This is a genomic window from Photobacterium sp. MCCC 1A19761 (assembly GCF_037389125.1).
GTDB lineage: Bacteria > Pseudomonadota > Gammaproteobacteria > Enterobacterales > Vibrionaceae > Photobacterium.
Genome location: NZ_JAZGTF010000034.1, coordinates 1 through 12,196, shown reverse-complemented (window position 1 = coordinate 12,196; position 12,196 = coordinate 1). Strand labels below are relative to the sequence as shown.

Sequence of the window (12,196 nt, the reverse complement as noted above, 5' to 3'; positions counted from 1 at the left end):
CCGCTCCGCCACTTATTCAGAGTTTCAGCTCTTAAAAACTGAGCCAACAGGGGTGTAGCTCCAATTGGCAGAGCAGCGGATTCCAAATCCGCGTGTTGGGAGTTCGAATCTCTCCACCCCTGCCACATTTGAAACCTCAGCAGAAATGCTGAGGTTTTTTTGTTTTCCCACTTATCGGAAGAGCAGCGGATTCCCCGAATCTCCAAAACAGCGCGTGTTGGCGTTTGAATCTCCGGAATGCCGCCCCAGTCCCCCCTGTCATCCTCTGAAACCTCAGACTGCGCGTCCCAGCAACAATACTGAGACTTTTTTGTATGTTGATTTCCTGAATCTCCCATAAACTCACCGCAGTACATACTGGCATTTCGCAGCATCGCGTGCACCCCTCTGTCCATCCCTATGATCAATCAAGCCTCAGAGGAGCGGCGCGCCAGCCTGAACGAATATCTCCCTTTATGATCCACCAAAGTTTAGCGCCGCTATCCCGATAACAAAGAAGGTTTTGAGGACGGACTGTATGTCAGCGTTTGGGCTGCGTAGGCGCTAGCTTTTCATAAGGAGCTGGTAACCCACAAAGCAGGCTGTGATGCTGAGAGTAACATTGAGCAGCATATTGAGTCCGGCTTTTAAAAAAGCGCCTTGCTGCATCAGGATGACATTATCCATCGAGAACGTGGAAAAGGTCGTCAGGGCCCCGAGAAAGCCCAGACCAATAATGGGACGGGCGGGGACACCAGCAATCATGCCCTGGTTGATGGCAGACATTAATAACCCCATGAGTAAAGAGCCGATCACATTGACGGCCAGGGTGCCGTAGGGAAATCCCCGGCCGAATAGGTTGACGCACAGTTCAGAAATCAGATATCGCGAGCAGGCACCGAAGGCACCACCCAATGCAATCAGCCCCAAGAAGAAAAATTGGCTCATTGATACCACTTTAGGTTGTGAGAAAGTTGCCATACTAATACCACGATAGCTATGTGTTGATCACCTTTGCCTGACTGTAATTGTGCAATCATTGATTGATGCTCAGTGTTTCGGTGTGTGACGTGAATCATTCTCGGGGGGAAGCGTATGGCGTTGTATCAGACGATATTGTTGGCGGTAAACCCGGATAATCTGGATGCGCGCCAGTTGATGGTGAAAGCGGCGGTGATTGCCGGACAGAACCATGCCGAGCTGCATGTCGCGTTTGTAGAGCCGGGGCTGGGGAATGTCAGTTTTCTGGATGCGGAGCTGGGGTTGGAAGAGGCGCATTTAGACACCCAGGCGCTCCGCATTCAGCAGCTTTCTGCCTTGTCTCAGGCGTCCCCCTATAAAGTCCGGGCCCTGCATATTGCCGATGGGGACGTTGCGAAGCATTTGCTGGATCTGGTGAAGCAGGTTCGGGCCAATCTGGTTGTTCTTGGTACACATAAAAGCGGTATCCAGTGGTTTGGCGACTTGGGGCAGGCATTGTCGCAGCAAGGCGGCTGCGATGTGTTAATGTGTCATTGATCAGACGTTACAAGAAAGCAGCTCAGGAAGGTTGCTGTTCGCCCAGGACTTCCATATACTCGAGCATAACTTGTCGGAGTGCCAATTGGCTGAGACCGCATTGCGGGATCCGTAGAACCTGATCAGGCTAATACCTGCGAAGGGAACAAGAGAAAATCTTCTGTATTGCTGCACCTGCACCTGCAGCTGCTGTTCCAGATGATGTTACACACCCTACGTGTAGCCTCTTGTTGACGCACCCATCCGATAAGCAACTTCCCTTTTATTGAAACCAAGGAAATTGCTATGTCGAATCGCAAACAAGCGAGACTGGAAGCGAAACAATTCATTGATTCACTCACCACCCAACCGTATCCGAATTCACACAAAGTTTATGTGACCGGCAGCCGCGACGATATTCGTGTCCCGATGCGCGAAATCACCCTGTCTGACAGCCTGGTCGGCGGCACGAAAGATGCCCCGGTATTTGAGCCCAATGAGCCGGTCCGTGTTTACGATACATCCGGCCTGTATACCGATCCTGCCCATGAAATCGATATCTACACGGGCCTGCCGCAACTGCGGGAAGCCTGGATTTCAGAGCGCGGAGATACCGAGCTGCTGGATGAGCTGAGCTCGGCTTATTCGAAAGAGCGCCTGGCCGACGATACGCTGGATGAGTTGCGTTTTGGCGAGCGGGCTCGCATCCGTCGTGCCAAAGCGGGGGCGAACGTCACCCAACTGCATTATGCCCGTCAGGGCATCATTACCCCGGAAATGGAATATATCGCGATTCGCGAAAACATGGGCCGCGCCAAGTACCGCGATGCCGTACTGACTCAACAGCATCCGGGCCAGAACTTCGGGGCTAACTTGCCGGAAGAAATTACGCCGGAGTTTGTGCGTCAGGAAGTGGCGGAAGGTCGGGCGATTATTCCGGCCAACATCAACCACCCGGAATCTGAGCCGATGATTATCGGTCGTAATTTCCTGGTCAAAGTGAACGCCAACATCGGTAACTCTGCCGTCAGTTCATCGATTGAAGAAGAAGTAGAAAAGTTGGTGTGGTCGACTCGCTGGGGCGGCGATACCGTGATGGATCTGTCGACCGGCCGCAACATTCACGAAACCCGTGAGTGGATCATCCGCAACAGCCCGGTGCCGATTGGTACGGTGCCGATGTACCAGGCGCTGGAGAAGGTGAATGGCATCGCGGAGAACCTGACCTGGGAAGTGTTCCGCGACACCCTGCTGGAGCAGGCCGAGCAAGGGGTGGATTACTTCACCATCCATGCCGGGGTGCTGCTGCGCTACGTGCCGATGACCGCCAAGCGGGTGACCGGGATTGTCTCGCGGGGCGGCTCGATCATGGCCAAGTGGTGCCTGGCGCATCACAAAGAAAGCTTCCTGTATGAACACTTCCGCGAGATCTGTGAAATCTGTGCCCGGTACGATATTTCGCTTTCTCTGGGGGATGGTCTGCGTCCAGGCTCGGTGGCTGATGCCAACGATGAAGCGCAGTTTAGTGAGCTGCGCACCCTGGGTGAGCTGACCAAAGTTGCTTGGGAATATGATGTCCAGGTGATGATTGAAGGACCGGGACATGTGCCGATGCACATGATCAAAGAGAACATGGAAGAGCAGCTCAAGCACTGTCATGAAGCGCCGTTCTATACCTTAGGTCCACTGACGACGGATATTGCCCCGGGTTACGATCACATCACTTCCGGGATTGGCGCGGCGATGATTGGCTGGTACGGCTGTGCCATGTTGTGCTACGTCACCCCGAAAGAGCACCTGGGCCTGCCGAACAAAGACGATGTAAAGGTTGGGCTCATCACGTATAAGCTGTGCGCCCATGCCGCTGACCTGGCCAAAGGACACCCGGGCGCGCAGGTGCGGGATAACGCCCTGTCGAAAGCCCGTTTTGAATTCCGTTGGGAAGATCAGTTCAACCTGGCGCTGGATCCGGAAACGGCCCGGTCCTATCACGATGAAACCCTGCCGCAGGAATCGGGCAAGGTGGCGCACTTCTGTTCGATGTGCGGTCCAAAATTCTGTTCAATGAAGATCTCTCAGGAAGTGCGGGATTATGCTAAAACGTTGCCCCAAGAGGCGCAGGCGGTAGAAATCAAACTTCTGGAAGACCCGCTGGAAGGGATGCAACAGAAAGCCGAAGAATTCCGAGCCCGAGGCAGTGAGCTGTACCACCCGGCGCACGAGGAAGGCTGATGGGTAAACTCACCTTACCTGAATACCTGGCACCGTTGCGCCGGTATTTAGATGCTGTGCTGGCTTCAGCGCAGCACTATCAATTGGGGGCGCCGGTTGAGGTGGTCTGGGCGGCTTCACCTGAGGTTGGGATGGTTGGGATTAACGTCGACCATCGCCGAATTCGCCTGGCTTTTCATTCTGAGAACAGCGAAGAACCGGATTACCGGGTGCAGGATCAGTGGTCGCCGCCGTATCCGTCACTGCGTGAGGTGCAGCGGCAGGTTGCGCAGGATCCGTCACTGGTGATTTGCGGCCTGCCGACGGAGCTGGGATATGTCGACTTGTGGCACCACCACGGCGAAGCGCGTGCGGTATTCTGCGGCCAAGCCGGACCGGAGGCGCCGCAGCGGGCGATGTTGCTGGCGGCCCTGGCACTGGATTATCCCCTGGAAGATGCGGTGACGCTCGCCCGGGCTTATGCCCGGTGTTATCTCCATGACAAAGACGAAGGGTGTGTCGACTGCTGGCCGCTTGAGCGGGCGCTGTTCCCGCGCCCGTTGACCGCAAATCACCCGCAGGCCGAGGCGCTCGGATGGGTCAGCCGGGAAGTGGCGGTGGCACCGTTTGCCAAAGCGGATCCGGCCCAGATGGCGCTGTATCCGGTCGTCGATTCGGCCTCCTGGGTGGGACGGCTGCTGGAGATGGGCGTCACCCTGACGCAACTGCGGATCAAAGATCCGACAGAGCCCACGCTTGCCGCGCAGGTCCGTCAGGTGATCACCACCGGTGCGCAGGCCAAGGCGCAGGTCTATATCAATGACTACTGGCAACTGGCGATTGAACACCGGGCCTACGGAGTGCATCTGGGGCAGGAAGATCTGGAAACGGCTGACTTGACTGCCATTCAGCAAGCCGGCCTGCGTCTGGGTCTGTCAACTCATGGCTATTACGAGATCCTGCGTGCAGCTGAGTTCCGTCCCAGCTATATCGCCCTCGGCCATATCTATCCGACCACCACCAAGCAAATGCCGTCCAAGCCGCAGGGACTGAGCCGCCTGGCGCTGTATCAGCGCTTGATTGGCAGGGATTTTCCGACCGTGGCGATCGGCGGGATTGACCTGTCTCGCGCGGATGCGGTGTGGCAAACCGGTGTCAGCAGTGTGGCGGTGGTCCGGGCGATTACTCAGGCCGACGATCCTCAGGCGGCGGTCGATGCGTTTTACCGTCGTCTGGTGCGCCCGGAGGCGCAGCACTCTGTTCCGCCTAAGGAGCCCGCCCATGCTCAGTGATCAGGCGTTTATCCGCTATAACCGCCAGATCATGTTGCCGGAAATCGGGGAAGCCGGACAGGTACAGCTCGCGCAGGCGCAGGTCCTGCTGGTTGGAGCGGGTGGTTTGGGATCGGCGGCGGCTTTATATCTGGCTGGTGCCGGGATCGGTCAGCTGGTGATCGCGGACGATGATATCGTCGACAGCTCAAATCTTCAGCGGCAGGTGATCTATCGTGAAGCTGATCAGGGGCACAGCAAGGCCCACGCCGCTGCCGAGCAACTGCGCAGCCTCAATCCGATGATCCGGGTTCGCCCGGTCAAAGCCCGGCTGGCGGCGCAGCAGCTCGCGCTGGAAGTGTCGCTGGCTGATGTGGTGCTCGATTGCTCGGATAACCTGGAAACCCGCCATGCCGTGAATCAGGCCTGTGTTTCCGCAGCCAAACCGCTGATTTCAGGGGCGGCGATTCGCTGGCAGGGACAACTGATGGCGTTTGATTTCCGCTGCGGAGCAGGGCCCTGCTATCACTGTCTGTTTCCCTGGCAGCCGGATGCCCCACAAGCACCGCAAAATTGCAGTACCAGCGGGATTGCCGGTCCGGTCGTCGGCATGATCGGCACGTTACAGGCGCTGGAAGCGCTGAAGTTGCTGACGGGGGCCGGCACCGTACCGTTTGCCACCCTGCGGCAATTTGACGGACTGACATCCGCCTGGCAAACCTTCAACGTGGCGCGGGAACCCGCGTGCCCGGTCTGTGGCACAGGAGAGAAGAACGAATGACGACAACAACTGCGATTCAAGTCCGCGTCAATGACAAGCCGGTGGATTGCCCGGCCGGACACAGCCTGGCCGCCCTGTTGATTGCACTGGAGATGCCGTTGCAAGCGACAGCCGTAGCCCTCAACGATGACATTGTGGCCCGGAGCGACTGGGACACGACCCGACTCAGCCAAGGCGACCGTATTGCCTTGTTCCAAGCGATTGCCGGAGGTTAAATGCTGAAGATTGCCGATAAAACTTTTTCTTCCCGCCTGTTCACCGGCACCGGTAAGTATGCCAGCCGGCAGGCGATGAGTGACTCTATTATTGCCAGTGGTTCTGAGCTGGTGACCATGGCGCTCAAGCGGGTCGATATTGAGAACCGGGATGATGACATTCTGGCGCCTTTGATCGCCGCCGGCGTCAACCTGCTCCCGAACACGTCCGGTGCCAAAAATGCCAAAGAAGCGGTGTTTGCTGCCAAATTGGCCCGTGCCGCACTGGGGACCAACTGGCTCAAGCTGGAGATCCACCCCGATCCGAAATACCTGATGCCGGACCCGATCGAAACCCTGGCCGCCGCAGAGGCGCTGGTCAAAGAAGGCTTCATTGTACTGCCTTACTGCCATGCCGATCCGGTGTTGTGTAAGCGGCTGGAAGAAGTCGGTTGTGCCGCAGTGATGCCGCTCGGCGCACCGATTGGCTCGAATAAGGGGCTGGCGTCCCGCGATTTCCTGGAAATTATCATCGATCAGGCCCGGGTGCCGGTGGTGGTCGATGCCGGGATTGGCGCGCCGTCTCATGCGGCCGAAGCGATGGAGCTGGGGGCTGATGCCGTGCTGGTCAACACCGCGATCGCCGCGGCGGCTGATCCGGTGGCGATGGGCAAGGCGTTCAAGCTGGCGGTGGAAAGCGGCCGGGTGGCTTACGAGGCCGGGTTGGCCGGGACCGTGAATCAGGCGATGGCTTCCAGTCCGCTGACCGCGTTTTTGGATCACTCCGCCTAAGGGGGCCGCATGAGTTATGTGGATGTCTGGCGGCAGTTGGATTGGGATGATATCCGGTTGTCGATCTACAGCAAAACGCCCGCCGATGTTGAACGGGCACTGCGTAAACCCAAACGGGATCTGGAAGACTTCAAAGCCTTGATCTCCCCGGCAGCCGAGCCGTATCTGGAGCAGATGGCGCAGCTGTCGGCGGCGCTGACCCGCAAGCGGTTCGGCCGGACTATCTCGTTCTACGTGCCGTTGTATTTGTCGAATCTGTGCGCCAACGCTTGTACCTACTGCGGCTTTTCGATGGAAAACCGGATCAAGCGTCGCACGTTGGAGATGGCGGACATTGAGCGCGAATGTGCCGCCATCAAGGCAATGCACTTTGACAGTGTGCTGCTGGTGACGGGTGAGCATGAGCGCAAGGTCGGCATGGATTATTTCCGCGAAGCCCTGCCGCGCATCAAGGCCCACTTCAGCTATCTGGCGATGGAGGTCCAGCCGCTGGATCAGCACGAGTATGCTGAGCTGAAAACGCTGGGGCTGGATGCGGTGATGGTGTATCAGGAAACCTATAGCGCGCCGACCTATGCCGAGCACCATCTGCGCGGCAACAAGACCGATTTTGTCTACCGGTTGGAAACTCCGGACCGGCTGGCCCGGGCCGGGATCGACAAAATCGGTATCGGGGCGTTGATTGGGTTGGAAGAGTGGCGCACCGACTGTTTCTTTGTCGCCAGCCATCTCGCGTATCTGGAGCGAACCTACTGGCAAACCCGCTATTCGATTTCGTTTCCGCGCCTGCGGCCGTGTACCGGCGGGCTGAAACCGAAGTCGGTGATGAGTGATCGCCAGCTGGTGCAGCTGATCTGTGCTTATCGCTTGCTGAACCCGGAAGTGGAGCTATCACTGTCGACCCGGGAGTCGCCGCAGTTTCGCGACAATGTGCTGCCGCTGGGGGTGACCAGCATGTCAGCGGGGTCGAAAACCCAGCCGGGCGGTTATGCCGACGATGAGCCGGAGCTGGAGCAGTTCGCGATCAGTGATGAGCGCTCGGTTGCGGCGGTGGCGGAAGCCGTCAAGCACCATGGTTTCGAGGTGGTGTGGAAAGACTGGCACACGGCCTATTCCGGCTAGGTGACTTTTGCCCGCTGGGGCGACGTTCAGGCGCTGCTTTGAAATAACAACGCCCGCAGTGGCACGGATACCGTGGCTGCGGGCGTTTTTTATGTGGCAGTAGCGAGCTTAGCGGCTCAGCGGTGCCGTAGCTTGTTGGAGCCAGATGAGATCGTCGCCACTCAGTGACGGGCTGATCACTTCAAACACGGTTTGGTGATAGGCGTTCAGCCAGGCCAGCTCGCCATCCGTCAGCAGCGAGAGGTCCACCAGGCGGCGGTCGATCGGCGCGCGGGTCAGGGACTCGAAGCCCAGTACGGTCATGTCGCCAGCAGTTGCTACCTCAACCACCAGCTCCAGGTTTTCAATCCGGATCCCGAAGGCATCGGCGCGGTAGTAACCCGGCTCGTTCGACAACACCATGCCCGGTTGCAGGGCGGTCGGGTTGTAGACCTTGGCAATGCGCTGCGGCCCTTCGTGGACATTGAGGAAGTGGCCGACGCCGTGGCCGGTCCCGTGGTCATAATCAAAACCGTGTGCCCACAGGTGCTGACGGGCCAGAGCATCCAGCTGAGAGCCGGTGGTGCCTTTCGGGAACCGGGCCGTTGCCAGCGCAATGTGACCTTTCAGCACTAGGGTGAAGGTTTGTTTGACTTCATCGCCCGGCTCGCCGATCGCCACCGTCCGGGTGATATCGGTGGTGCCGTCCGGGTACTGGCCGCCGGAGTCCACCAGGTAGACGTTGTCCATTTCCAGCACGCTCGGCGCCGGTTGGTTCTTGTGGTTGTAGTGGCACATCGCCGCGTTGCCGCCGGCCGCCGAGATGGTATCAAAGCTGACATCGGTACAGCTGCTGTCTTCACAGCGGAACGCCCACAGTTGATCGGCCAGCGTGCCTTCATCGAGCAGGTTGCCTTGGGCGACCTGGCGATCGACCCAGGCCAGGAATTTACTAATCGCGACGCCATCACGGATGTGGCTGGCCTTCATCCCGGCAATCTCAGTCGGGTTCTTGGCCGCTTTCGGCAGCATGCATGGATCCTGGGCAGCAATCAGCTTGGCCTTGGCGTCAGTCAGGATCTGTGATGCCCAGGCATTGCTGGTGGCCGGATCGACAAGTACGGCTTTGCCGCCGAGGGCCTGAAGACCGGTTTCCAGGGAATCCGGCCGTGCGATGCGAACGCCTTCACCGACATGATCTGCAAATGCAGCCGGCAGGCGGGCCGGGTCGATATAGAAATCGACGCTGCCGTCCTGGTGCAGGATCGCGGTGGATAGCAGAACCGGCAGGCACGGAATGTCGCTGCCGCGGATATTGAGCAGCCAGGCAATGCTGTCGACCTGAGTAAGCAGGGCGGCATCGGCTTTCTGTGATTTCAGCACGGCGGCAATTTGCGCTCGCTTGTCGGTGCTGCTGACGCCGACAAAGTCCAGGCTCATCAGCTTGGCGTCCGACAGGGTTGGTGCCGGACGGTCATGCCACAGGCCGTCGATTGGGTTGGCATCGACGGTGACCAGTTCCAGATCACCGGCCACTGCCGCTTCGGTGCGTGCCAGCCAGGCACCGCTGTGCAGTTTCGGATCAATCGCCACCTTGCTGCAGGCGGCTAGGTTGGCCAGTGCCCACTGCATCGGTGGCTCGTCAATCAGGTGACGGTATTCAAAGACTTCTCCCGGGACCTGCTTGCGCACCTGGACCACGTAGCGGCCATCGACAAACATCGCGGCTTTGTCGCGGGTGACTATCGCCATCCCGGCAGAGCCGGTAAAGCCGGTGGCCCAGTGCAGGCGATCATTGTGGGCGGGAATATATTCGCCCAGGTACTCGTCCTCGTGCGGGATCAGAAAGGCATCGAGCTGGTTTTGCGTTAACCATTCACGTAGTTGCTCAACACGCTGTGAAATAACAGTTTGCATGCTTCATCATTCCTTTAAGTCGTTCGCCGTCCTGGCGTGACGGCTCAGGCCGTTCAGGCCGGATCGCTTTACGGTAGCGCGTTTACTGGTCGGCTGCAATTAACCGACTGGTAAATCACGACAGCGGCCGATAATGATCTCGCGTAGCCAGCTGTGTCCAGGATCTTTCTCTTGGTGCTGATGCCAGAACAGGGTGTAGGCCATTGGCGGCAATTCAGTCGGCAGCGGCAGGACGACCAGACCGAGCTGGTTGGCAATATAGTTGGCGAAGTGGCTCGGGGCGGTAAATACAAAGTCGGTCTGGTGACACAGGCAGGCCGCGCTGTTGAAATCCGGCACATACATGGCGATGTCCCGGCCCAGGCCGCGCTCGGCTAGCTTGTAATCGAGCAGCCAGCGATCATCACCGATGCAACGCACTTGGATATGGCGCTGGGCCAGGTAGCTGGTTTCATCCCAGGTCTGGCCTAGGATCGGATGGTCCGGGCGGACAATGCAGCACTGGCGGTCGCGGCACAGCTCCTGGAACACGATGCCTTTGGGCGGCATCAGGGTCAGCATGGCATCGGCCGGGTTGAGATCCTTGCCGGTGATGCCGAAGTCAATCTCCCCCGATTGCAGCTTTTCGAATGTATTGGGCTCCCAGGCCTGGGTGTCGATGGTCAGGTTGGGCCCCTCAGAGAAGATATCGCCGAGGAATTGCGGCAGAAACAGCGGATAGGCGCTCTCGACCAGCGCCATTTTGAAGTGGCGATCGCTGGTGCGGGGCGTAAATTCCGGCGGCGCGGTGATCTGCTCGATTTCATGCAGCAGGTGCTCCAGCAAAGGTTGCAAGGCTTTCGCCCGGGGCGTCGGGCGCAACCCGTGGGCATTGCGGGTGAACAGGGGATCGTTGAACTGCTCGCGCAGCCGCATCAGGCTTTTGCTGACGGCGGACTGGCTCAGGTGCAGCCGTTTGGCGGCGTGGGTGACGTTACACTCTTCCAGCAGGACATGCAGGCACACCAGCAGGTTGAGATCGATGCGGGCGAGTTTTTCAAAAGACACAAGGCACCTCGGATGATGATATTCCCCATTGGAAATTCTGATTTGAATATAAACCATTTCTGTTCATATCACGAAGGGCTTAGACTGCCGCCATCATCACAAAGGAAATGCACCATGACCCCTGTTTCTTCACAGTCCGGAACCCGACTTGTCGCCCTGATGGTAATTCTGGTTCTGTTCAGCCCGTTGGCGATTGATATTTACCTGCCGGCCCTCCCGGCTATGGCGGAGACGTTTGCCGTCGAACCGGCGCGGGTCCAGGATACCGTAACCTGGTTTATGTTCAGTCTGGGCCTGGGGCAACTGCTGGCCGGTCCGCTGGCCGATCGCTTCGGCCGCCGCCCGATTGCCCTGGGCGGGATCGCCATTTACGGCCTGAGTGCCGCGCTGGCCTATGTCGCCCATACTCTGGATCTGCTGCTGGTGGCCCGTCTGCTGCAGGGCTTTGGCGCCTGTGCCACCTCGGTGGCGGCATTTGCCGCGGTGCGTGACAGCTTCGGCCCGGAAAAAAGCGGCCGGATGATCAGCTATCTTAACGGCGCGATCTGTTTTATTCCGGCGCTGGCGCCGTTGCTGGGTACCTGGCTGACTCATGAATTCGGTTGGCGCAGTAACTTTAGCTTTATGGCCGGGTTTGCGGTGGTCGCCGGAACCTTCATTTTGCTGCAGTTTCGCGAAACCCGCCCGGCGGAGACTGATGTGTCAGGCGCGATGCTGAGCTGGGCGCGTTACCGCTCGGTGCTACGCGAGCCGACGTTCCTTTACCACAGTATCATGTGCATGCTGGCGATGGCGGTCATTTTGGCTTATGTGACTTCGGCACCGGTCTGGCTGATGACCGAATTGGGTCAGGATATGGGCCAGTTTACGATGTGGTTCGGGGTCAATGCGGCGCTGAATATCCTGGCTTGCATGGTGGCACCGAAATACATTGACCGCTTTGGTTCGCGTCGGACACTGGCGACCGGGTTGATCATGCTGGTGGCTTCCGGGGTGGCGATGTTGATGCTGAGCCACCTGCGCGAAGCCTGGGCCTATATGGTACCCGTGTTCATGGCTTCGTTTGGTTTTGCTTTCGTCCTCGGCTCAGCGGCCGGGAAAGCGCTGGCACCGTTTGGTGATCGCGCGGGTACTGCCGCTGCACTGCTGGGACTGTTCCAGATGAGCGGGGCCGGTGCCATCGTGAGCCTGACCCAGCGTCTGGACTTGCTGCCACCGGATCTGATGGTGCTGCATATGTGGCTGCTGGCCCCGGGCCTGCTGATTTTGGGATCGCGATTCGGGCGGCGCTGGCATGCGGCTGCGGCCGGTAATTAATGCCGCGCGGCGCACCGATGAACGCAATTTCTCTGAAGTTTTCTGAATAATAAGACGTCTTTACCCTTTAAAGGCGCGGGGTCTCGACA

Annotated in this window: 11 protein-coding genes, 1 tRNA gene and 1 riboswitch; of the genes, 9 read left to right on the top strand and 3 right to left on the bottom strand. The window is 58.5% G+C overall.

What is annotated here, in order from left to right:
- Positions 1-48 precede the first annotated feature (48 nt).
- Positions 49-125 (top strand) — tRNA-Trp (locus VV869_RS21415).
- Between the two features lie 418 nt (positions 126-543).
- Here the strand turns inward: VV869_RS21415 and crcB are convergent.
- Positions 544-927 carry a fluoride efflux transporter CrcB gene (gene crcB / locus VV869_RS21410; RefSeq protein WP_337736978.1) on the bottom strand — a complete coding sequence of 128 codons (384 nt, stop codon included), beginning with the start codon at positions 925-927 and terminating at the stop codon, positions 544-546.
- Between the two features lie 147 nt (positions 928-1,074).
- On the opposite strand from crcB, the gene VV869_RS21405 reads away from it, so the two are divergent.
- The 7 genes from VV869_RS21405 to thiH all read left to right on the top strand — a co-directional run bounded on the left by VV869_RS21405 (position 1,075) and on the right by thiH (position 7,847).
- Positions 1,075-1,497, top strand: a complete 423-nt coding sequence (locus tag VV869_RS21405) for a universal stress protein (protein ID WP_337736977.1) — start codon at positions 1,075-1,077, stop codon at positions 1,495-1,497.
- Between the two features lie 64 nt (positions 1,498-1,561).
- Positions 1,562-1,659, top strand: a riboswitch (TPP riboswitch).
- Between the two features lie 123 nt (positions 1,660-1,782).
- A complete protein-coding gene (gene thiC, locus VV869_RS21400) occupies positions 1,783-3,708 on the top strand; it encodes a phosphomethylpyrimidine synthase ThiC (protein ID WP_337736976.1) in 1,926 nt (641 codons plus the stop codon).
- Entirely contained in the window at positions 3,708-4,979 is a 1,272-nt protein-coding gene (gene thiE, locus VV869_RS21395; protein ID WP_337736975.1) for a thiamine phosphate synthase, read from the top strand. Before thiC ends, thiE begins: the two co-directional genes overlap by 1 nt.
- Entirely contained in the window at positions 4,969-5,739 is a 771-nt protein-coding gene (locus tag VV869_RS21390) for a HesA/MoeB/ThiF family protein (RefSeq protein WP_337736974.1), read from the top strand. The genes thiE and VV869_RS21390 overlap by 11 nt, the downstream gene beginning before the upstream one ends.
- The gene (gene thiS / locus VV869_RS21385) at positions 5,736-5,954 is read left to right on the top strand and encodes a sulfur carrier protein ThiS (protein WP_337736973.1); all 219 of its coding nucleotides are present in this window, start codon (positions 5,736-5,738) and stop codon (positions 5,952-5,954) included. The genes VV869_RS21390 and thiS overlap by 4 nt, the downstream gene beginning before the upstream one ends.
- Positions 5,955-6,725, top strand: coding sequence for a thiazole synthase (locus tag VV869_RS21380; RefSeq protein WP_337736972.1), 771 nt, complete (start codon positions 5,955-5,957; stop codon positions 6,723-6,725).
- 9 nt (positions 6,726-6,734) lie between these two features.
- Positions 6,735-7,847, top strand: coding sequence for a 2-iminoacetate synthase ThiH (thiH, locus tag VV869_RS21375; protein ID WP_337736971.1), 1,113 nt, complete (start codon positions 6,735-6,737; stop codon positions 7,845-7,847).
- 108 nt (positions 7,848-7,955) lie between these two features.
- Here the strand turns inward: thiH and VV869_RS21370 are convergent, their stop codons facing one another.
- Positions 7,956-9,743 (bottom strand): aminopeptidase P family protein, encoded by a 1,788-nt coding sequence (locus tag VV869_RS21370; protein WP_337736970.1) that lies wholly within the window; start codon positions 9,741-9,743, stop codon positions 7,956-7,958.
- 99 nt (positions 9,744-9,842) lie between these two features.
- On the bottom strand, positions 9,843-10,790 hold the full coding sequence (locus VV869_RS21365) for a LysR family transcriptional regulator (protein ID WP_337736969.1): 948 nt from the start codon (positions 10,788-10,790) through the stop codon (positions 9,843-9,845).
- 114 nt (positions 10,791-10,904) lie between these two features.
- Here VV869_RS21365 and VV869_RS21360 point away from each other — a divergent pair, with 114 nt between their 5' ends.
- Complete coding sequence (locus VV869_RS21360) at positions 10,905-12,107, top strand: multidrug effflux MFS transporter (RefSeq protein WP_337736968.1); 1,203 nt, start codon at positions 10,905-10,907, stop codon at positions 12,105-12,107.
- Positions 12,108-12,196 lie beyond the last annotated feature (89 nt).